Annotated in this window: 21 protein-coding genes and 1 pseudogene; 9 read left to right on the top strand and 13 right to left on the bottom strand. The window is 70.1% G+C overall.

Going from position 1 to position 21015, the window contains the following annotated elements:
* Window positions 1–465: 465 nt before the first annotated feature.
* Window positions 466–1107 (bottom strand): DNA-3-methyladenine glycosylase, encoded by a 642-nt coding sequence (locus ACY34M_RS06230; protein ID WP_462718916.1) that lies wholly within the window; start codon window positions 1105–1107, stop codon window positions 466–468.
* A gap of 184 nt (window positions 1108–1291) precedes the next feature.
* On the opposite strand from ACY34M_RS06230, the gene ACY34M_RS06225 reads away from it, so the two are divergent.
* From ACY34M_RS06225 to ACY34M_RS06215, 3 genes are all read left to right on the top strand, one after another.
* Window positions 1292–2074, top strand: a complete 783-nt coding sequence (locus tag ACY34M_RS06225; protein WP_462718915.1) for a sporulation protein — start codon at window positions 1292–1294, stop codon at window positions 2072–2074.
* A gap of 73 nt (window positions 2075–2147) precedes the next feature.
* Window positions 2148–2690 carry a YbhB/YbcL family Raf kinase inhibitor-like protein gene (locus ACY34M_RS06220; protein ID WP_462718914.1) on the top strand — a complete coding sequence of 181 codons (543 nt, stop codon included), beginning with the start codon at window positions 2148–2150 and terminating at the stop codon, window positions 2688–2690.
* Window positions 2691–2875: 185 nt separating this feature from the next.
* A complete protein-coding gene (locus tag ACY34M_RS06215) occupies window positions 2876–3382 on the top strand; it encodes an HNH endonuclease (RefSeq protein WP_462718913.1) in 507 nt (168 codons plus the stop codon).
* 84 nt (window positions 3383–3466) lie between these two features.
* Here the strand turns inward: ACY34M_RS06215 and ACY34M_RS06210 are convergent, their stop codons facing one another.
* The 3 genes from ACY34M_RS06210 to ACY34M_RS06200 form a co-directional block, all read right to left on the bottom strand.
* Complete coding sequence (locus ACY34M_RS06210) at window positions 3467–4423, bottom strand: SPFH domain-containing protein (protein ID WP_462718912.1); 957 nt, start codon at window positions 4421–4423, stop codon at window positions 3467–3469.
* A gap of 135 nt (window positions 4424–4558) precedes the next feature.
* On the bottom strand, window positions 4559–4993 hold the full coding sequence (locus ACY34M_RS06205) for an NfeD family protein (RefSeq protein WP_462718911.1): 435 nt from the start codon (window positions 4991–4993) through the stop codon (window positions 4559–4561).
* A gap of 57 nt (window positions 4994–5050) precedes the next feature.
* Window positions 5051–5848 (bottom strand): ABC transporter ATP-binding protein, encoded by a 798-nt coding sequence (locus ACY34M_RS06200; RefSeq protein ID WP_462718910.1) that lies wholly within the window; start codon window positions 5846–5848, stop codon window positions 5051–5053.
* Between the two features lie 165 nt (window positions 5849–6013).
* Here ACY34M_RS06200 and ACY34M_RS06195 point away from each other — a divergent pair, with 165 nt between their 5' ends.
* A complete protein-coding gene (locus ACY34M_RS06195; protein ID WP_462718909.1) occupies window positions 6014–6796 on the top strand; it encodes a hypothetical protein in 783 nt (260 codons plus the stop codon).
* 78 nt (window positions 6797–6874) lie between these two features.
* Here ACY34M_RS06195 and ACY34M_RS06190 read toward each other — a convergent pair whose 3' ends face one another.
* The 4 genes from ACY34M_RS06190 to ACY34M_RS06175 all read right to left on the bottom strand — a co-directional run bounded on the left by ACY34M_RS06190 (window position 6875) and on the right by ACY34M_RS06175 (window position 9555).
* On the bottom strand, window positions 6875–7114 hold the full coding sequence (locus tag ACY34M_RS06190) for a chaplin (protein ID WP_462718908.1): 240 nt from the start codon (window positions 7112–7114) through the stop codon (window positions 6875–6877).
* Between the two features lie 204 nt (window positions 7115–7318).
* On the bottom strand, window positions 7319–7564 hold the full coding sequence (locus ACY34M_RS06185) for a chaplin (RefSeq protein WP_462718907.1): 246 nt from the start codon (window positions 7562–7564) through the stop codon (window positions 7319–7321).
* Window positions 7565–7775: 211 nt separating this feature from the next.
* The gene (locus ACY34M_RS06180; protein WP_462718906.1) at window positions 7776–8417 is read right to left on the bottom strand and encodes a response regulator; all 642 of its coding nucleotides are present in this window, start codon (window positions 8415–8417) and stop codon (window positions 7776–7778) included.
* Entirely contained in the window at window positions 8410–9555 is a 1146-nt protein-coding gene (locus tag ACY34M_RS06175; RefSeq protein ID WP_462718905.1) for a GAF domain-containing sensor histidine kinase, read from the bottom strand. Before ACY34M_RS06175 ends, ACY34M_RS06180 begins: the two co-directional genes overlap by 8 nt.
* 186 nt (window positions 9556–9741) lie before the next feature.
* Between ACY34M_RS06175 and ACY34M_RS06170 the strand changes: the two genes are divergently transcribed.
* From ACY34M_RS06170 to ACY34M_RS06160, 3 genes are all read left to right on the top strand, one after another.
* On the top strand, window positions 9742–10437 hold the full coding sequence (locus tag ACY34M_RS06170; RefSeq protein WP_462718904.1) for an SDR family NAD(P)-dependent oxidoreductase: 696 nt from the start codon (window positions 9742–9744) through the stop codon (window positions 10435–10437).
* Entirely contained in the window at window positions 10437–11513 is a 1077-nt protein-coding gene (locus tag ACY34M_RS06165; protein ID WP_462718903.1) for an S-adenosylmethionine:tRNA ribosyltransferase-isomerase, read from the top strand. Before ACY34M_RS06170 ends, ACY34M_RS06165 begins: the two co-directional genes overlap by 1 nt.
* Before the next feature lie 325 nt (window positions 11514–11838).
* Complete coding sequence (locus ACY34M_RS06160; RefSeq protein WP_462718902.1) at window positions 11839–12594, top strand: transglycosylase SLT domain-containing protein; 756 nt, start codon at window positions 11839–11841, stop codon at window positions 12592–12594.
* A gap of 130 nt (window positions 12595–12724) precedes the next feature.
* On the opposite strand, the gene ACY34M_RS06155 is transcribed toward ACY34M_RS06160, so the two are convergent.
* Window positions 12725–15253 carry an ABC transporter ATP-binding protein/permease gene (locus ACY34M_RS06155; RefSeq protein WP_462718901.1) on the bottom strand — a complete coding sequence of 843 codons (2529 nt, stop codon included), beginning with the start codon at window positions 15251–15253 and terminating at the stop codon, window positions 12725–12727.
* 271 nt (window positions 15254–15524) lie between these two features.
* On the opposite strand from ACY34M_RS06155, the pseudogene ACY34M_RS06150 reads away from it, so the two are divergent.
* Window positions 15525–16976, top strand: a pseudogene (locus ACY34M_RS06150) (streptophobe family protein); the annotation flags it as partial.
* 216 nt (window positions 16977–17192) lie between these two features.
* Window positions 17193–18434: a phosphoserine phosphatase SerB gene (gene serB, locus ACY34M_RS06145; RefSeq protein WP_462718900.1), complete on the top strand. Its 1242-nt coding sequence runs from the start codon at window positions 17193–17195 to the stop codon at window positions 18432–18434.
* A 74-nt stretch (window positions 18435–18508) separates the two neighbouring features.
* On the opposite strand, the gene ACY34M_RS06140 is transcribed toward serB, so the two are convergent.
* From ACY34M_RS06140 to ACY34M_RS06125, 4 genes are all read right to left on the bottom strand, one after another.
* Window positions 18509–19027, bottom strand: coding sequence for a SixA phosphatase family protein (locus ACY34M_RS06140; protein WP_462718899.1), 519 nt, complete (start codon window positions 19025–19027; stop codon window positions 18509–18511).
* An 84-nt stretch (window positions 19028–19111) separates the two neighbouring features.
* The gene (locus ACY34M_RS06135; RefSeq protein WP_462718898.1) at window positions 19112–19318 is read right to left on the bottom strand and encodes a hypothetical protein; all 207 of its coding nucleotides are present in this window, start codon (window positions 19316–19318) and stop codon (window positions 19112–19114) included.
* A gap of 184 nt (window positions 19319–19502) precedes the next feature.
* Window positions 19503–19613 (bottom strand): SGM_5486 family transporter-associated protein, encoded by a 111-nt coding sequence (locus tag ACY34M_RS06130; protein ID WP_266725572.1) that lies wholly within the window; start codon window positions 19611–19613, stop codon window positions 19503–19505.
* Between the two features lie 38 nt (window positions 19614–19651).
* Window positions 19652–20968: a CynX/NimT family MFS transporter gene (locus ACY34M_RS06125; protein ID WP_462718897.1), complete on the bottom strand. Its 1317-nt coding sequence runs from the start codon at window positions 20966–20968 to the stop codon at window positions 19652–19654.
* Between the last annotated feature and the right edge of the window lie 47 nt (window positions 20969–21015).

Here is a 21015-nt window from a genome sequence, read left to right as displayed (position 1 = left end):
GCCTGCCGGTCAGTGACCCGCAGGACTTTTCAAAGGAACCTCGCCCCAGCTGATGCTGGAGACGGGGTATCAACATATCTGGCGTTGATTTTTGGCACGCTGTTGAGTTCTCAAGGAACGGACGCTTCCTTTGTACTCACCCTCTCGGGCTTTCCTCCGGGCGCTTCCCTTCGGTATTTCGTATTTCCAACCCTACCAGATCCGTTTTCCGTTCCGTTCCCGGTTCGGAATTCATTTCCGGTGGCCGTTGGAGGGCCTTTGCCTTTCGGCGTGTCCACTACGTTAACCGATTCTCCCGGCAACTCATAATCGAGTCTTACGAGTTCGAATTCCGGCATGCGAGCACACCGAATAGACCCCGTCGAGGGAGATCGTGATGAGTGGTTTGGCCGCTTCCGGTGGTCGGCTGAGAGCCTGTTCCGGTTTCAGCGGCTCGGGCCACATTACGGATCCCGTAGGGGCGCGTCAAGTTGAGCGGCGGCGCGGGGTGTGGGCCCGATAAGGGCTCACCGTCGGGTCGTTGGCGATCCAGAAGCGCCAGGGGTGGACGCCGCCCTCACCGGACACCCCGGTACGTGGGCCGTTGCGCACCTGGTCGGCGGGTACAGGAGTGCCGTGAAGGACCGTCAGTGGGGAGTCGGCGGGGCCGCAGGCGTCGGTGCCGTCCAGGGTTCGGTCCACTGCCAGGGCCGTGGCCAGGCGTGCCGGGCCTTTGGCCAGTTCCTTGTCGTGTCGGGCCGATAGTCGACGCTTGCGGGCCAGTTCGGCGCCTTCGGTGATCTCGCCGGCGCGGAGCAGTACGGCGCTCGCCCTGCCCTCCTCGCCGCAGACCAGGTTCATGCAGTGCCACATGCCGTAGGTGAAGTAGACGTACACGTGTCCGGGCGGGCCGAACATCACGCTGTTGCGGGCGGTCCGGCCGCGGTAGGCGTGCGAGCCGGGGTCGTCCGCGCCGTCGTAGGCCTCCACCTCTGTGAGGCGGAGGACGATCGGTCCGTCGGGGCCGTGGCGGACCAGCGTGCGCCCGAGGAGGTCCGGGGCGACTTCGAGGACGGGGCGGTCGAAGAATTCACGTGCGAGGGGCGTACGGTCGGGGGCCGTGATCATGCCCTCCGAGGGTAGTGGAGCGGGCAGGATGGGCACCCGCGGAACCGGACGCTGACGTCCGGCGTTTCTAGTCAGCAGTAACAGCAGTCAGCAGTAACAGCAGTGGGCCGACGGTTCCGGTGGTTGCAGGCAACGAGAGATCGCGTGCGCGCAGGGCGCGTACGTATACGGAGGAGATCGAGTCATGGGGTTCAAGCGACTGTTGGCGAGTCTGGGTGCGGGCGGGGCGTCCGTGGAGACGGTGCTCACCGAGGTCAATGTCGTACCCGGTGGTGTCGTTCAGGGTGAGGTGCGGATCCAGGGCGGTTCGGTCGACCAGGAGATCGAGGGGCTCTCCGTCGGTCTGCAGGCGCGCGTCGAGGTCGAGGGCCAGGACACGGAGACGAAGCAGGACATCGAGTTCACCAAGGTGCGGCTCGGTGGTGCCTTCCAGCTGCAGGCGCAGGCCGTGCACGCCGTTCCGTTCGGGATCGAGATTCCGTGGGAGACGCCCGTCACGACGATCGACGGGCAGCAGCTGCGGGGCATGAACATCGGTGTGACGACCGAGCTGGAGATCGCGCGGGCGATCGACTCGAGCGACCTCGACCCGATCCATGTGCATCCGCTGCCGTCCCAGCAGGCGCTGCTCGACGCGTTCATCCGGCTCGGCTTCCGGTTCAAGAGCGCGGACATGGAGCGGGGCCACATCCGGAATACACGGCAGAAGCTGCCGTTCTACCAGGAGATCGAGTTCCACCCGCCGCAGCAGTACCGGGGACTCAATCAGGTCGAGTTGAGCTTCGTGGCGGACGACCGGGAGATGGACGTCGTACTTGAGATGGACAAGAAGCCGGGGCTGTTCAGCGAGGGCAGCGACACGTTCCGCTCGTTCGTCGTCGGGCACCACGACTTCCAGGGCACGGACTGGTCGGCGTATCTGCACCAGTGGCTGTCCGAGGTCGGCAGCAAGCGGAACTGGTTCTAGGGTTTCAGGAGCAGGGTCGGCAGCCCGCGGACCCTGTGGAACCAAGGACTCCGTAGATCCAGGAGGTGTCGTTGTGACCGAGCAGCCCACGAGGGCTTCGCTTCCTCATGACTTTCATCCGCAGGTGCCGTCGTTCACCGTCGTGAGCCAGGACTTCGAGCCGGGCGGGACGCTGGACGACGCGCAGGTGTACGCGGCGGGGAACACGTCGCCGCACCTGCGCTGGGAGGGCTTCCCGGCGGAGACCAAGAGCTTCGCCGTGTCGTGCTTCGACCCGGACGCGCCGACCGGCAGCGGGTTCTGGCACTGGAGCGTGTTCGACATCCCGGCCTCGGTGACCGAATTGCCGGTGGGCGCCGGCAGCGGCAAGTTCGAGGGGCTTCCCGAGGGCGCCGTGCAGGTGCGCAACGACTACGGGACGAAGGAATTCGGGGGCGCCGCGCCTCCTCCCGGAGACCCCGCCCACCGTTATGTGTTCACCGTGTACGCGGTCGATCAGGAGAAGCTCGGCCCGGACTCCGACGCCACGCCGGCCTTTGTCGGGTTCAACCTGCGATTCCACACGATCGCCCGGGCCCAGGTCATCGCCGAGTACGGGGCGCCCGCCGAGGGCTGATCCGCTCCCCAGCGTTCACTGAACGTTTGCCCGCCTCTGGTCATGGAATTGATCAGAGGCGGGCATTTTTTTGCCTGGGTATCCCCTGGGGGATGCGGATATTGCGTTGTCCATCTCGGCGTGCACGGCCAGAGTTGACGCACGGACGCCGAGGGGTGATCCGCTGCGTACGGGAGGTGGGCAGGGTGCGAGACACACTGGTGCTGAACGCGAGCTTCGAGCCGCTTTCCACGGTGACGCTCAATCGAGCCGTCGTGCTGGTGCTGCAGGACAAGGCCGTCGTCGAGCAGTCCCACCCCGAACTGCGCATGCGCGGTGCGGCGGTCGACATCCCGGTTCCGCGGGTGATCAGGCTGTGCAGGTATGTCAGGGTGCCGTTCCGAAGACGCGCTCCGTGGTCCAGGCGGGGCGTGCTCGTAAGGGATCAACACCGGTGTGCGTACTGCGGCAAGCGGGCGACGACCGTCGACCACGTGGTGCCGCGGTCGCACGGCGGTGCGGACTCGTGGCTGAACACGGTGGCGTCCTGTGCCGCCGACAACCACCGCAAGGCGAACCGGACGCCCGAGCAGGCGGGGATGCCGCTGCTGCGGCAGCCGTTCGAGCCGACGCCCGCCGACGCGATGCTGCTGTCGCTCGGTGCGGGCGGCCGGGCCGAGCTGCCGGACTGGCTGGCGCAGACCGCCGCGTAGACGCATGAGACGAGGGCCCGCCGACCGTGTGGTCGGCGGGCCCTCGTGCGGTCCGAAGCGCTGTTCGTGGCGTGGTCCTGGGAGCTACTCGATCGGGGGCTGCTCGCGGCGCGGCTGGGGCGGCGTCGGCATGACCGGCGGTGTCTTCGCGTCGCTGCCGCCCGGCGTGGCGCCGAAGTTGCCGAACGCGCCGGAGAGGCCCTTGAGGGCGTCGCCGATCTCGCTGGGGACGATCCAGAGCTTGTTGGCGTCGCCCTCGGCGATCTTCGGGAGCATCTGGAGGTACTGGTACGAGAGCAGCTTCTGGTCCGGGTCACCGGCGTGGATGGACTCGAAGACCGTTCGGATGGCCTGGGCCTCACCCTCGGCGCGCAGGGCCGCCGCCTTCGCCTCACCTTCCGCGCGCAGGATCGCGGACTGCTTCTCACCTTCGGCGGTGAGGATCTGGGACTGGCGGATACCTTCGGCGGTGAGGATCGCGGCGCGCTTGTCACGGTCGGCGCGCATCTGCTTCTCCATCGAGTCCTGGATGGAGGTGGGCGGCTCGATCGCCTTGAGCTCGACGCGGTTGACGCGGATGCCCCACTTGCCGGTGGCCTCGTCGAGGACGCCGCGCAGTGCAGCGTTGATCTCCTCGCGGGAGGTCAGGGTCCGCTCCAGGTCCATGCCACCGATGATGTTTCGCAGGGTGGTGACCGTGAGCTGCTCGATGGCCTGGATGTAGCTGGCGACCTCGTACGTGGCGGCCCGCGCGTCGGTCACCTGGTAGTAGATGACGGTGTCGATGTTGACGACCAGGTTGTCCTGGGTGATCACCGGTTGCGGCGGGAACGGGACGACCTGTTCACGCAGGTCGATGCGGTTGCGGATCGAGTCGATGAACGGGACCACGATGTTCAGGCCCGCGTTCAGGGTGCGTGTGTAGCGGCCGAAGCGCTCCACGATGGCGGCGCTCGCCTGCGGGATGACTTGGATGGTCTTGATCAGGGCGATGAAGACCAACACCACCAGAATGATCAGGACGATGATGATCGCTGACATCGAGTCTCCCGTGCCCCTCGTACCGTTCGTACCGTCGTGGTCCCGGCGCCGTCGCGCCGGAAGATCATGAGGTCTTGCGCGTCGAGTGTGTCAGAACTGCCCACGTCGCGGGGCTGGTTCGGGCCACTTGTCGGTTCAGATGACGATCGCTGTCGCCCCCTCGATGTCGACCACGTCGACCTGGCGGCCCGGCTCGAACGCCGTGTCCGCGTCGAGGGAACGGGCGGACCAGATCTCGCCGCCCAGCTTGATCCGTCCGCCCTCCTGTCCGTCGACGCGCTCGACGACGACGGCCTGTTTGCCCTTCAGGGCCTCGATGCCGGTGGCCAGTTGGGGTTTCTGGGAGCGGTGCCGGGCGGCCACGGGTCGGACGACCGCGATGAGCGCGCACGAGACGGCCGCGAAGACGACCACTTGAAGGACGACACCGCCGCCCATGCCCGCCGTGACGGCGCCTGCGACGGCGCCGACGGCCAGCATCCCCAGTTCGGGCATGGCGGTGATGACGAGCGGGATTCCGAGTGCGGCCGCCCCGATCAGCCACCACACCCATGCGTCGATGTCTGCCACACGACCATGGTAGATCCGCAACTGCCGCGCGGACAGGGGCCGTCCGGCCCGCGCGGGTCAGCCCAGGGGCAGGCCGGTGGCGGTCCAGCGGCCGTTGTTCTCCTCGACGACCAGCGGGAGGCCGAAGCACTTGGAGAGGTTGCGCGAGGTGAGCTCCAGCTCCAGCGGGCCCGCGGCGAGGACCTTGCCCTGGCGGATCATCAGGACGTGCGTGAAGCCGGGGGCGATCTCCTCGACGTGGTGCGTCACCATGATCATCGAGGGGGCGATCGGGTCGCGGGCGAGGCGGCCGAGGCGGCGCACCAGGTCCTCGCGGCCGCCGAGGTCGAGGCCCGCGGCGGGCTCGTCGAGGAGCAGCAGCTCGGGGTCGGTCATCAGGGCGCGGGCGATGAGCGTGCGCTTGCGCTCGCCCTCGGAGAGGGTGCCGAACTTGCGGTCCAGGTACTCGCTCATGCCGAGGCGGTCGAGGAAGGCGCGGGCGCGCAGCTCGTCCACGTCCTCGTAGCTCTCCTGCCAGCCGGCCGTCATGCCGTAGGCGGCGGTGAGCACGGTCTGCAGGACGGTCTGGCGCTTGGGCAGCTTGTCGGCGAGCGCGATGCCGGCGACACCGATGCGCGGGCGCAGCTCGAAGACGTCCGTGCCGGGCTTGCCGAGGGTCTCGCCGAGGATGGTGGCGGTGCCGCTGCTCGGGTAGAGGTAGCTCGAGGCGAGGTTCAGGAGGGTGGTCTTGCCGGCACCGTTGGGTCCGAGGATGACCCAGCGCTCCCCCTCCTTCACCGACCAGGAGACCTGGTCCACCAGAGCTCGGCCCTCGCGGACCACGGATACGTCCTCCAGCTCCAGTACATCGCTCATGAGCGCGTTGTCTCCCATTGCAGTCTCGTCTGTTCGCCGCGTGCGTCATGCCTTCGCAGAGTTCCTGCTCGGCGCGGCCCCCAAGGAAAACCTACGCCACTGCCCCAGTGGTCCATTCCATCGGTCTGGCTTTTGGTGGCTTTGCGGGCTTCTAAGGTGGGGCGCATGCTCACTGAACCACGTTCCGGACGCCTCGCGGCCTGGGGAAATGCCCTTCTTGGTGGATTTGTCGCACCCGATGACGCGGCGCTGGCGATCGTCGGCGAGGACGCGTCGCACCGGGTGGCGGGGCTTCCCGGGGAGGACGGGCCGGTGGGGCTGACGCTGGCGCTCGGCCGGCTGCGGGCGCTCGGCGTCGGCGGCCTGCGGGTGGCGCTGCCCGCGCCGGGCCATCCACTGGGCCTCAGCGGGCCGCCGGAGTTCAACGCGCGGGCCCTGGAGGCCGAGGAGGCGGTGGTCTGCCACGGCGCCGCGCTCGGTCTCGTACCCGAGATCTACGAGGCCGGGCCCGAAGGCGATGTGCACGTGGAGGTGACGTGGCACTGCCTGCCGGTGCGGGAGGCGCCGCCCGCGGATATGCCGTCCCTCGGCGAGGCCGAGCGGGAGCTGGCGGAGGCGCTGAGGGAGGCGACCGAGGTGTTGACGCGGCTCGACGTGGCCGGTTCCGGTCCGGTGTCGGAGGCCGCCGTGGACGCGTACCGGGCGCGGGCGGAGCGGGGGCGCGAGGCGCTGGCGCCGGGGTATCCGGGGCGTGCCGTGCGGGTGCTCGAGCTGGCGCAGCGGGTGGGGCTGCTGATCTCCGTGGCGTACGAGAGCGGGCACGGGGGTGCGGTGAGCGCTTCGGAGATGGGTGCGCGGGCGCTCGCGCTGCGTCCGGTGGAGCGGACGGCGCGGCGCGCGCAGGTAGCCGCGTACAACGCGTTCGTGGAGGAGCGGGAGCGGGGCTGAGCGCGGAGCCGGAACAGGGGAAAGGCCCCCGCGGACCGTGTCCGTGGGGGCCTTTCCGTGCCGTGACGGCAGTGAACGTCAGCCGTTCGCAGCGGTGTTGCCGAACGCCGGGTTCAGCAGACCGATGACGTTGACGGAGTTGCCGTCGACGTTGACCGGAACGTGGACCGGGACGCCGACGTTGTTGCCCGAGCCGACGCCCGGGGAGTTCGCGGCCACGCCGTTGGCGTCGGAGTCGGCGAAGGCGGCACCGGCGGAGGCACCCGCGGCGATACCGGCGACGGCGACGGCCACGGCGGCCTTCTTGGCGATGTTCATGGGAAGCGTTCCTCCAGATATTGCGGTTCGACCCCAGCCGCGGGGTCGCACGCTGAGAAACGCGCGGGGCGCGCGACAGACACGGGGCGCGTCCCCGATCCGCTCGATTGGATCAATAGGCCGACGATTCGACCAGTCGCGCTATCGAACAGCGGACCGGCCCCGCGGGGCGTACCCCGGGGGCCGGTGAATCCTGAGCGTGCGTCAGCCGTTGAAGCCGTTGTTCGCGAACGCCGGGTTGAGGGCGCCGATGACCGTGGCGGTGTTGCCCACGGCGTTCACCGGGATGTGCACCGGAGCCTGGACCAGGTTGCCCGAGCCGACGCCCGGGGACTTCACGGCCTTGCCGTGGGCCTGCGCACCGTCGGTGGCGGAGGCGAGGCCCGCACCGGCGGCGACGAGGCCGCCGGCCACGAGAGTGACGGCCGCGGCCTTCTTCAGGTTCTTCACTTCTGGCTCCTCCTAGCGATCGCCGCGACATGGTCGCCGCAGCACGCATTGGAGAACGCGGCACCGCCCGAAGGGATGCGCCGTACGGGGGACATCTACACGACGGTATGAATTCCAGAACGGAGTGCGACGCTCCGTGTTGCCACTCCGTCCGTGCGCCCGCGCGTGCCCCCGCCGCGCCTCCGCCCTCTCTTCCCGCTCTTCCCGCCGCTCAGCCCGTGACTCCGTGTCGTACGGCCCACAGCGCGGCCTGTGTGCGGTCCGACAGGTCGAGCTTCATCAGGATGTTCGAGACATGGGTCTTCACCGTCTTCTCCGAGAGGACGAGGGCGCGGGCGATCTCCCGGTTCGAGCGGCCGTCGGCGATCAGGCCGAGGACCTCCCGCTCGCGCTCCGTGAGGGAACCGCCCCTCCCCTGCCCGTTGTTGGTCTCCTCCTGGCTGAGCAGGGCGCCCGCCACCTCGGGCTGCAGCAGGATGTGGCCCGCGTGGACGGACCGGATGGCGCCCGCCAGGGCGTCCGGGTCCACGTCCTTGTAGACGTAACCGGCGGCGCCCGCGCGCAGGGCGGGGACGACCGTGCGCTGCTCGGTGAAGCTGGTGACGATCAACACCTTGGCGGGGTTGTCCAGTTCACGGAGCCGGCGCAGGGCGTCGACTCCGTCCATGACCGGCATCTTGACGTCCATGAGGACGATGTCGGGCTTCAGCTCCTCGGCGCGGGCGACTCCTTCGGCGCCGTCCGCGGCCTCGCCGACAACCTCGATGTCGCCCTGCACCTCCAGGAAGGTGCGCAGGCCCCGACGGACGACCTGGTGGTCGTCGACCAGCAACACCTTGATCGGTTCACCCACCGGGGACCTCCATCTCGATCGTGGTGCCCTTGCCGGGCTCCGATTCCACTGTGAGCCTGCCGCCGACGCCGCCCGAGCGGTCGCGCATGGAGACGAGGCCCAGGTGTCGGCCCGCGCTGCGGATCGCCTTCGGGTCGAAGCCGACCCCGTCGTCGGTGACGCGCAGCACGGCGCCCTGCCCCCGCTTGTCGAGCGTGACGCGCACCTTCTCGGCTCCGGAGTGGCGCAGCGCGTTGTGCAGCGCTTCCTGGGCGACGCGCAGCATGGCTTCTTCCTGCGCCGCGGGCAGCGCCTTTATGCCGCTGGTGGTGAAGGTGACGTGCGCCGAGTGGGCGCGGTCGAGCACCTGGGTCTGCGTGCGGAGCGTGGCCACCAGGCCGTCCTCGTCGAGCGCGGCGGGGCGCAACTCGACGACGGCGGCGCGCAGTTCGTCCGCGGCCTCCGCCGCGAGCTCCGCCACGTGCTGCAACTCGCCCTTGGCGCGGCCGGGGTCACGGTCCATCAGAGTGGCGGCGGCCTGTGCGGTCAGGCGCAGCGAGAAGAGCTTCTGGCTGACCGCGTCATGCAGTTCGTGGGCGATCCGGGAGCGCTCCTCGGCGATGGTCAGCTCGCGACTGCGCTCGTAGAGGCGGGCGTTGGTGAGCGCGATGGCAGCGTGCTGGGCGAGGATGCCGAGCAGTTCCTCGTCGTCCTGCGTGAAGCCGCAACCGCCTTCCGGCTTCGGACAGTTCTTGTTCGCGAGGAACAGTGCGCCGATCGTCTCCTCGCCGTCCTTGATGGGCAGGCCGAGGAAGTCCGACATGTCGGGGTGGGCGGTGGGCCAGCCCTCGAAGCGGGGATCCTTGCGGACGTCGGCGAGGCGCTCGGTCTTCGCGTCGCGCAGCATCGCGGCGAGGATGCCGTGCTGGCGCGGCAGCGGGCCGATGGCCTTCCACTGCTCCTCGCTGACCCCGTCGACGACGAACTGTGCGAAGCCCCCGTGGTCGTCCGGCACGCCGAGCGCCGCGTACTCGGCGTCGAGCAGCTCGCGGGCCGAGGCGACGATCGTCTTGAGGACGTCGCGCACCTCGAGGTGCCTGCTCATGGCGAGGAGCGCGGCGCTCACCGCGCCCAGCCCCGTGCGTGGACCTTGACTCATGACCTCACGGTACCGGCGGGGTGTGACAGCCGGATCGGACCGAGGAAGCCCTCCGCCTAGGTCCCTCGGCGTAGGGCGAAGGACCTTGCGTTCTTGCTGCTCGCGCACGAGGTGCCGAGGGCGGCCGCGTTCCTACGTTGAGGACACGACGCGCAACGTATGACGGGACTCAAGGGGACGGTTGTCATGACGGTAGCGATCATCACGGGGGCTTCGCGGGGGTTCGGCAGGGCGCTGGCGACGGCACTGGCGGAGCGGGGCTGGGATCTGGTGCTGGACGCGCGGTCCGCGGGGCCGCTGGAGGAGGTCGCGGAGCGGCTTCGCAAGCACGGCAGGGCGGTGAAGGCCGTGCCGGGCGATGTCGCGGACGGCGGGCACCGGGTGGAGCTGATCGCCGCGGCGTGGGAGTTGGGTGGGCTCGATCTGCTGGTGAACAACGCGGGGGTGCTGGGGTCGGAGCCTCTGGTGCCGCTGGACAGTCAGCCGCTGGACGACTTCAGGTCGGCTCTCGAGATCAATGTGGTGGCGCCGCTCGGCCTGCTCCAGGAGGCGCTGCCGCTGCTGCGCGAGTCCCCGGCCGGGACGGTGATCAGTATGAGTTCGGACGCGGCCACCGAGGCGTACCGCACCTGGGGCGGCTACGGGGCCACGAAGGCGGCCCTCGACCAGCTCGTGGCCGTGCTCGGGGTGGAGGAGCCGGGGCTGCGGGTGTGGGCGGTCGATCCGGGCGGGATGCGCACGGACATGCTGGCGGCGGCCGAACCGGACGAGGACCTGAGCGGGGTGCCGCGCCCCGAGGACGTGGTCCCCGCCTTCCTGAGCCTCTTGGATCGACGGCCCGCGAGCGGGCGCTACTCGGCCCCGTCCCTCCTGGAGGCGTGATGGCGCTGGCGCTGCGGGTGCCCGGGGAGCTGTCGGCGCGGGTCCCGGCCGAGCAACGGGGGCCCGGCCGGGACAGATCGTCGGTACGTCTTCTGGTGTCGCGCGGCACCGCTGCCGCGCACCACTCCTTCTCCGAGCTGCCGTCCGTGCTGCGGGCCGGGGATCTGCTCGTCGTCAATACGTCTCCTACGTTGGCGGCGGCCGTGGACGGGCGGCTCGGGCACGCGCGCGTGGTCGTGCACTTCTCGACGCGGGGCGACGACGGGCGCTGGGCGGTGGAGCTGCGGGACCCGGACGAGCGGGGCACGACGCGGCCGCGCGCCGGAGGTCCCGCGGGGGCCGTGGTCGCGCTCCCCGGCGGCGTACGCCTCACGTGGGAGGAGCCCCAGGAGGCGGGGAGCGAGCGGCTGTGGTGGGTGCGGGCGGACGGGGACGTGGCAGCGCTGTGCGCCCGGCACGGGCGGCCGATCCGCTACTCCTACACGGAGCGGGACCAGCCGCTGGCCGTCTATCAGACGGTGTTCGCGCTGCCGTACGCCGACGGGGCGGGCAGTGCGGAGATGCCGAGCGCGGCGCGGCCCTTCACGGAGGCGATCGTGTCGCGGCTGGTGAGCCGGGGTGTGCAGTTCGCGCCGATCACGCTGCACACGGGGGTGGCGTCGGCGGAGTCGCACGAGCCGCCTTATGCGGAGCGTTTCGAGGTGCCGGAGGCCTCGGCCCGGTTGATCAATGCCGCCAGGGCCGCGGGCCAGCAGGTGATCGCCGTGGGGACGACCGCCGTGCGGGCCGTCGAGTCCGCCGTCGGCGGCGACGGGGTCGTACGGGCGGCGCGTGGCTGGACGGATCTGGTGGTGACGCCCGGGCGCGGGGTGCGGGTGGTGGACGGGCTGCTGACGGGGCTGCACGAGCCGGAGGCCTCCCATCTTCTGATGCTGGAGGCGGTGGCGGGGCGGGCCGCCGTCGACCGTGCGTACGAGGAGGCGCTGAGGGGGCGCTACCTGTGGCACGAGTTCGGGGACGTGCATCTCATCCTCCCGGAGGAGGGGACTCACGCTGCGCATTGCAGTGGCAACTAAAAGTGAATTCGGCGGGGGGTGCGTGTGACGCCGCGCATAGGGTCCACGTCACGTACGAAGGTCCGTAGTGGATGAGTACGGGACTTTGGTCCCGTTGCGGCACTGGGGCAGGAAGTCGGACATCGACTTCCTGTCCCTTTTCGCGCCCCCACGGACCACTACCCGACTTCGTAGGTCACACCTTTGCCACGGGATTTTGCGGCCGCTAAGAATGTCCATCGTTGTTCGGCGCCGAGGGGGTCTACCCCCGGCATTCGTGCCCTAAACACGACCGTCCGATTCCCGGTCGGCGAGCGACTTCCGTTCTTAGAGAGGTCCCCATCTCATGACCAAGCACGCCAACGCCGGCCATAGTCAGCTGACCCGCACCCACAAGCTCTCGTTCGCCGGTGTCGCCGCTCTCGGCGCCGCCGCCCTCGCGGTGACGCTGGTGCCGGGTCACGACACGCAGGCTTCGGCGAAGGACGAGACGGTCGCCGCCGCTCCGGTCGCGTTCACCACCGAGGCCGGCGCGAAGCAGATCAAGGACGTCCACGCCAGCGTCACCGACCAGCAGGCCGCCGCCAGCGAGAAGGCCAAGCAGGCCGAGGCCAAGGCGAAGGCCCGCAAGGCCGCCGAGGAGAAGAAGAAGGCCGAGGCCGAGAAGAAGGCCAAGGCCGAGGCTCAGGCGAAGGCCAAGGCCGAAGCCGAGGCGAAGGCGAAGAAGGAGCGCGAGGCCAAGGAGGCCGCCGCCCGTGCCGCCGCCCGCAAGCCGGTCTACGCCAACAACCTGGACGGCTGGATCAAGGAAGCCCTCTCGATCATGAAGTCCAAGGGCATTCCGGGCTCGTACGACGGCCTGCACCGCAACATCATGCGTGAGTCGGGCGGCAACCCGAACGCGGTCAACGGCACCGACGTCAACGCCCAGAACGGCACGCCGTCCAAGGGCCTGCTCCAGGTCATCCAGCCGACCTTCGACGCCTACCACGTCGACGGCACCGCGAACAGCCTGACCGACCCGGTCGCCAACCTCGTGGCCGCGGCCAACTACGCGGCCGACAAGTACGGCTCCATCGACAACGTGGACAGCGCGTACTGATCCTGTAGTCGGGACCTCCAGGTCCGGCACACGCTGAACCCCCACGGCACGAAGGGCGGCACCCACAGGGTGCCGCCCTTCGTGTTGTCCGCAGTGCGTCCGCGGTCGGTCGCCCACCGCAGGAGGTCGCCTACTTGCGCATGACCTCGGGCTCGTGGCGGCGCAGCAGGCGCGCGACCGCGAAGCCGCAGGCGATGCCGATCAGGATCAGGACCGTGAGGTCGATGCCCCACTGGGTGACCGAGTGCTCCCACAGCGGGTCGAGGTCGTTCGGCTTGTTCGGGTCCCACGGCGGCATCAGGTGGCCGAGGTCCAGGGTGGCGCCCGCGGCGCCCACCGCCCAGCGGGACGGCATCAGCCAGGCGAACTGCTCCAGGCCCAGGGTGCCGTAGATCTGGAAGAGCACGCCGGTGAACACGACCTGGACGATCGCGAACATGACGAGCAGCGGCATCGTCTTCTCGGAGGTCTTCACCAGCGAGGAGATGACCAGGCCGAACATCATCGACGTGAAGCCGAGCGCGATGATCGAGATGCACAGCTCGGCGGCCGGCGGCAGCACGAGCCCTTGCTCCGGAAGCTCACGCGTCGAGAAGCCGATGGCGCAGATGATGAGGCCCTGGATGGCCGTGATGAAGCCCAGGACGATGACCTTGGACATCAGGTACGCGGAGCGGGACAGACCGGTGGCCCGTTCCCGCTCGTAGATGACCCGCTCCTTGATCAGCTCGCGGACCGAGTTGGCCGCGGCCGAGAAGCACATGCCGACCGAGAGGATCAGCATGATCGTGCCGGCGTCGCCGTTGAACTTGGCCGGTGGCTTGGGCGGGCCCAGGCCGAAGTCGGCCGGGATGACCACGGAGACGAGGCCGAGGACCGCGGGCAGGATCACCATCAGGCCCATGAAGCCCTTGTCCGAGGCGATCACCGAGCAGTAGCGGCGGATCAGCGTGATCAGCTGCGAGCCCCAGGGCTGCGTCTTGGGCGCCTTGATCGCGGCGGGCGGCGGCACCTGGCTCGACTGCGCGGCCACGGCGTCGATGTCGGCCGCGTACATCTGGTAGTGCTGCGAGCCCTTCCAGCGGCCCGCCCAGTCGTAGTCGCGGTAGTTCTCGAACGCCGAGAACACGTCGGCCCAGGTCTGGTAGCCGAAGAAGTTGAGGGCTTCCTCCGGCGGGCCGAAGTAGGCGACGGCGCCGCCCGGTGCCATCACGAGGAGCTTGTCGCAGAGCGCCAGCTCGGCCACGGAGTGGGTGACGACGAGGACCGTGCGGCCGTCGTCGGACAGTCCGCGCAGCAGCTGCATGACGTCGCGGTCCATGCCCGGGTCGAGGCCCGAGGTGGGCTCGTCCAGGAAGATCAGCGACGGCTTGGTCAGCAGCTCCAGGGCCACGGAGACGCGCTTGCGCTGGCCACCGGAGAGGGAGGTGACCTTCTTCTCCTTGTGGATGTCCAGCTTGAGCTCGCGCAGCACCTCGTCGATGCGCTGCTGGCGCTCCTGCTCGCTGGTGTCCGCGGGAAAGCGCAGCTTGGCGGCGTACTTGAGCGCCTTCTTGACGGTCAGCTCCTTGTGCAGGATGTCGTCCTGCGGGACCAGACCGATGCGCTGGCGCAGCTCGGCGAACTGCTTGTAGAGGTTCCGGTTGTCGTAGAGGACGTCGCCCTCGTCGGCGGGGCGGTAGCCCGTGAGCGCCTTGAGGAGCGTCGACTTTCCGGAGCCGGACGGGCCGATGACCGCGATCAGGGACTTCTCGGGGACGCCGAAGGAGACGTCCTTGAGGATCTGCTTGCCGCCGTCGACCGTCACCGTCAGATGGCGGGCCGAGAACGAGACGTCACCGGTGTCGACGAACTCCTCGAGCCGGTCGCCGACCAGGCGGAACGTCGAGTGGCCGACGCCGACGATGTCGCTCGGGCCGAGCAGCGCCGTACCGCCCTTGGGGATCGGCTCGCCGTTGACGTACGTGCCGTTGTGCGAGCCGAGGTCGTGGATCTCGAAGCGGCCGTCGGGCGACGCGTGGAACTCGGCGTGCAGCCGCGAGACCTGGAGGTCGGAGACCACCAGCTCGTTCTCCAGGGAGCGGCCGATGCGCATGACGCGGCCGAGTGCCAGCTGGTGGAACGTGGTGGGGCTGCGGTCGCCGTACACGGGCGGGGCCCCCGCGACCCCGCCGGCGCTCTGCTGCTGAGGCACCTTCTGCGACTGCGCCTGCCGCTGCCACTGCTCCTGCGGCTCCTGCTGCCGTGGCTGGGGCGCCTGCCGGGACCAGCTGGGCTGCTGCTGGTACTGCTGGGGTGGCGGCTGCTGCGTGAGGCCGGCGGCCTGCTGCTGTGCCTGGTGCGGCGAGGCCACGGCGGCGGCGCGGGCGCTGCCCTGCACGGTCAGGCACGGGCCGTCGGTCGAGTTGCCCAGGTGCACGGACGAACCGGGGCCGATCTCCATCTGGTGGATCCGCTGGCCCTGCACGAAGGTGCCGTTGGTCGAGCCGTGGTCCTCGATGACCCAACTGCGGCCGCCCCAGCTGATCGTGGCGTGCTGCCACGACACCCGGGCATCGTCGAACACGATGTCCGCCTGCGGATCGCGTCCGAGGGTGTACGGCCTGGACTGGTCGAGCGTCCAGGTCCTGCCATTCAATTCCAGTACGAGTTCAGGCACTCCATGCCCCACTGAGTTGTCCCCCGAGTCTTTCCCCCGACATGGGAAGTCTAGGGATGTCGAACATCGTGAGGAACTATTTCAGGAAGCACTCCGTGACCGAAAGGCGGGCCTTGCGCAAAGCTCGTCCGCACCTCCCGTACGCCCCTTGGCAGCCGCCCCGTTGACGGTGCGGATACGGCCCCGGAGAGTGGTAGCAGCCCACAACTCCCGGCGGAACGCGAGCACATGGGGGCTCGGGGGCGAGGTGGGGCGGATCGGGGGGTCCTTGATGGCGTTGGCGGAGAGCGGCCGGGACGCGACGCGGCGCGCGCGCCCACCCGTCGGCGATGTCGTGCTGTCCGCCGTGGCCGCGGTGAGCTGGGCGTTCATCGCGATGGCCGGAGTCGCGGCGCTCGGCCTGCACTTGCTGGAGGCCGACACCGCGGCCTCGCTCGGGCCGATGACGGCCGCGGTGGTGGCGCTCGGGGCGGGCGGGCGCGTGACGCCGTCCGGGGACGTCTCGGCCTTCGGACTCGACGGCGCGCAGGCGCACACGGCGATCGACGTCGCGCCGCTCGGCGTGGGGCTTGTCGGCGCGCTCGTACTCAGCTGGTTCTTTCTGCGCTCCTTGCGGGGCACGGGAGTCGAGGTGGCGCCCGGTGAACTCCTGGTGCGCGCGGGCGGCGTGGTGGCGCTCTTCGTGGCGATGATGGGCGGGCTGGCCTGGGCCGGTCACGACCTCATCACGATCGACGGCTCGCAGTTGGGGCTCGACGACATCACGGGCGGCGGGAAGGAACTGCCGGGCGGCATCGCGGACAAACTGCCCGGTGGGATCGGTGGACTGCTGCCCGACAAGATCGGCGATCTGGTCGACGCGAAGGCGTCCGTGGGGTTCACCGTGGAGACCGTCCCGTCGTTGCTGGGCGGTGCGGCGTTCGCGGTGGGCGTCCTGGTGATCGCGCTGCTCGCGTCGCGGCGCACTCTGTTGCCGCACGCCCTCGCGCCGGTGCACCGGACCGTGCGCCCCGCCGTCTCCGCGCTCGTGACGGTGCTGCTGGCGGCGGTCGTCGCGGGTCTCGCGGCGGCGGTGTACGCGATGGTCGGCGACGAGCACCCGAAGCGGATCGCGGGCGCCGCGCTGCTCGGGGCGCCCAACGGGGTGTGGACGGGTATCCCCATCGGCCTCTTCGTGCCCTGGGACGGCAAGGCGACGGGAGAGCTCGCGAAGCTGCTGCCGGATCCGCTGGACGAGCTGCTGCGGGCGTCGTCGAACGAACCGGTGACGCTGGCGCGGCTCGCCGAACTCGACGGGCGGGTGTGGTTCTTGGGCGTCGCGGCGGCCCTGATGATGCTGCTCGCCGGGGTGCTGACGGCGGTGCGCTCGCCCGTGACGGGGAGCGTGTGGGGCTTCGCGGGGCGGTGCGCGGTGCGGTTGGGGGGCGTGACGGCGCTCGCGCTGCCGCTTCTGGTGTGGCTCACCGGGGTGTCGGCGGGGGCCTCGCTCTCGGTGCTCGGGTTCGACGCGTTCGGGGCGGGGATCGAGTTGCACGGGCAGGTGGGGATGGCGTTTCTGCTCGGGGCGGGGTGGGGCGCGGGGGCGGGGGCGCTGGGCGCGGTGCTGGCGTATGTGTGCGGGGCGGCCCGGCCTGTGCCTCCGGCGGACGAGGGGCCGGCGGGGCCGTACCGGCCCAGTCGTCCGTATCGTCCGGCCAATCCGGATACGAATCCGTATCTGCGGCCCTATCGACCGTGACGCTCGTCCGGGGTGCGGTCTCGGGGCTCTGCCCCGGACCCCGCGCCTCAATCGCCGGCGGGGCTGGATTTACCGAGACCCGCGTCTCGATCGCCGGCGGGGCTTGATGTGTGCCTGATGGGCGGGTCTGAAGAGGCGGGTCTTAACAGGCGGGCCTTGATTGCGGGGGGCGTACAAAGGCCCGATAACGTAGACCCCATCATGAGCGCTTCGCAGCCCCAGCCCACCGCTGATGCCCCTTCCGTGGACGTTCCGGCGGACGTCCCCACCCTTCTGGTCAAGATCTTCGGCAAGGACCGGCCCGGTATCACCGCCGGGCTCTTCGACACCCTCGCCGCCTACTCCGTCGACGTCGTCGACATCGAGCAGGTCGTCACGCGCGGCCGCATCGTCCTGTGCGCCCTCGTCACCCAGCCGCCGGCCGGGCTCGAAGGGGATCTGCGGTCGACCGTCCACAGCTGGGCGGAGTCGATGAAGATGCAGGCGGAGATCATCTCCGGCATCGGCGACAACCGTCCGCGCGGCACCGGCCGCTCCCACGTCACCGTCCTCGGTCACCCGCTGACCGCCGAGTCGGCCGCGTCGATAGCGGCCTGCATCACCGGCACCGGCGGCAATATCGACCGTATCTTCCGGCTTGCGAAGTACCCCGTGACGGCGGTCGAGTTCGCGGTGTCCGGCACCGCGACGGAGGAGCTGCGCACGGTCCTCGCCACCGAGGCCGCGAAGCTGGGCGTGGACGTGGCGGTCGTCTCGGCGGGTCTGCACCGCCGTGCGCAGCGGCTCGTCGTGATGGACGTCGACTCGACGCTCATCCAGGACGAGGTGATCGAGCTGTTCGCGGCGCACGCGGGCTGCGAGGACAAGGTCGCCGAGGTGACGGCGGCGGCGATGCGCGGCGAGCTCGACTTCGAGCAGTCGCTGCACGCGCGCGTGGAGCTGCTCGCGGGCCTCGACGCCTCGGTCGTGGAGAAGGTGCGCAGCGAGGTCAGGCTGACGCCGGGCGCCAGGACCCTGATCCGTACGCTCAAGCGCCTCGGGTACCAAGTGGGTGTCGTCTCGGGTGGCTTCACGCAGGTCACGGACGACCTGAAGGAGCGCCTCGGGCTGGACTTCGCGCAGGCGAACACGCTGGAGATCGTCGACGGCAGGCTGACCGGCAAGGTCACGGGCGAGATCGTGGACCGCGCGGGCAAGGCGCGCCTCCTTCGCCGGTTCGCCACCGAGGCCGGGGTGCCGCTGGAGCAGACCGTGGCGATCGGCGACGGCGCGAACGACCTGGACATGCTGAACGCGGCGGGGCTCGGCGTCGCCTTCAACGCCAAGCCGGTCGTGCGCGAGGCCGCGCACACCGCGGTGAACGTGCCGTTCCTCGACACGGTGCTCTATCTGCTGGGCATCACGCGCGAAGAGGTCGAGGCCGCCGACACCCTGGAGCCGTAGGACCTCGTGCGTGGGGCCCGGTACCGAGGATTCGGTACCGGGCCCCACGTCGTATGAGTGACGGGCAGTGGCGGTTACTCGCTCGGCGCCCAGTAGTCGACGAGCGTGGCGGTGCCGGGCTCCAGGCTCTTCCACGGTCCGCCGAACGTGAGCACGGAGAACGCGGCGGTCGGGAAGCCGCGTCGGTTCAGCCGCTGCCCGGCGTCGCCCTCGGCGTCCGCGGCGAGGATCTCGGAGAGTGCCTGGACGCCGGGGTTGTGGCCGATCAGCACGGCATTGTGCACGTCGTCGGGGGTCTCGTTCAGCACGGCGATCAGCTCACCGGGCGAGGCTTCGTAGATCCGCTCCTCGTACACGGTCTTCGGTCGCTCCGGCAGCTCCTGCACGGCGAGCTTCCAGGTCTCACGGGTACGCGTGGCGGTCGAGCACAGGGCCAGGTCGAAGGGGATGCCGGAGTCGGCCAGCTTGCGGCCGGCGACGGGGGCGTCCCTGCGGCCCCGCTCGGCGAGCGGGCGCTCGTGATCGGAGACCTGCGGCCAGTCCGCCTTGGCATGCCGGAAAAGGACAATCCTGCGGGGTTCTGCGACGCTCATGCGTCCCAGCTTCGCATGAAACCCTCCGTCGGGCGCAGGGAGTTGACGTGGTCACTCAAGCCGGGTGAACGACGTGCACAGGTACTAGCGGAGCAGCAGGTCCTTCACGCGTCCCAGGATGTGGACGAGGCTCGGCTCCCCCGCGACGGCCTGTGCGTCGGACGGGTTGAGGATCAGCAGGAGCAGCGCGACGAAGGCGACGGCCGGCAGCACGATCGCCCACCACGGCAGCCGGACGTCGACGCGGCCCGTGGCTGCCGGGCGGGGCCGGGTGTGCGTGGGGGCCGACATGGGGTGCCTCCGGGGTCCGTGTGCGGTGGGTGCGCCTCGTCCGGTGTTCCGGCGATCTCGGCGACACTTCGACGGTACGGAACCGGGGGCCGCGGACCCATCCGGTGATCCACCCACTTCACCCTGACACTGACCCCCTAGGGGATGGTGGAGCTAACCCCACCCCGCACCGGAGGGTCCGGTTCTACGGTGCGGCGATGGACGCGATGATGCCGACGACGACGGTGACGGCGAGCATCGCGCCCAGCACGAGGAGCAGCTTCTTCTGGCCGTTCTGGGGATTCGGCTCGAGCACAGGCGACATGCGCCAAGTGTCGCACCTGTTCCCGGGCCTCAGGCCGCCGGGGCCGCCCCGGCCGTGTCGCCCGCCTCGTCCTCGACGGTGCGGTTGCGGCCCGCGAACACGCCCACCACGATCTGCGGCACCATCAGCGCGGCCATCAGCGCGATCGGCGCGCCCCAGCCGCCGCTGTGCTGGTAGAGGACGCCGACGAGCAGCGGTCCGGGGATCGAGATCAGGTAGCCGGTGGACTGCGCGAAGGCGGACAGCTTGGCGACGCCCGCGCCGGTACGGGCGCGCATGCCGACCATGGTGAGCGCGAGCGGGAAGGCGCAGTTGGAGACGCCGAGCAGCAGCGCCCACGCCCAGGCGCCGGAGGCCGGGGCGAAGTACAGGCCCGCGTAGCCGGCGAGTCCGCACACGCCGAGGGCGATCACCATCGGCCCCTGACTGGGCAGCCGGGCGGCCATGCGCGGGATGACGAAGCCGAGCGGGATGCCCATCGCCATGGTGACGGCGAGCAGTACGCCCGCGGTCGACGCGGAGACGCCCGAGTCGCGGAAGATCTGCGCCATCCAGCCCATGGTGATGTACGCGGCGGTGGCCTGGAGGCCGAAGAAGACGGCGAGCGCCCAGGCGGTACGGCTGCGGGCGATGCGCAGGCCGTCGCCCTCGGCGGCCGTCGTGGCCTCGGCGGCGGGCACGGCGTCGGCCGCCAGGGTGGAGGTGTCCTTCTTGCGGACGAGCGGCAGCCAGGCCAGGGCCGCCGCGACGGCGAGCGCCGCCCACACGGCGAGTCCGGCCTGCCAGCTCCCGCCGAGCGCCGAGGTCACCGGCACCGTGGCGGCGGCCGCGGTGGAGGTGCCGAGCGCGAGGGCCATCGAGTACAGGCCGGTCATGGTGCCGACCTTGTCGGGGAACCAGCGCTTGACGATGACCGGCATCAGCACGTTGCTGACGGCGATGCCCATCAGGGCGAGCGCGCTGGCGACGAGGAAGCCGGCGGTGCCGCCGGTGAAGGGGCGGACGACGAGGCCCGCGGCGATGGCGAACATGCCGGCGCAGACGACGGCGCTCGGGCCGAAGCGCCTGGCGAGCCGGGGCGCCATCACGCCGAAGATCGCGAAGCAGAGCGGCGGCACGGAGGTGAGCAGTCCGGCGATGCTGCCGCTCATCCCGAGTCCGTCGCGGACCTCTTCGAGGAGGGCGCCGAGGCTGGTGATGGCGGGCCGCAGGTTCATCGCGGCGAGGACGATGCCGACCGTGACGAGCCGGACGACCCACGCGCGCGGGGCGGGCTGCTCGGTGCGTACGGGGGTGTCGGGGGTGGTGCTCGGTGGCGCCATGGTCGGGGTTTCCTCACTAGCCATGAGACCCATCTTAGAATCATGGGATGATTGGCTGTCCAATCGGTTCG

It is taken from the genome of Streptomyces sp. EDA2-14 (genome assembly GCF_054963755.1).
The sequence above is the reverse complement of the archived record's forward strand: the minus strand, read 5'-3'. Positions and strand labels throughout refer to the sequence as shown.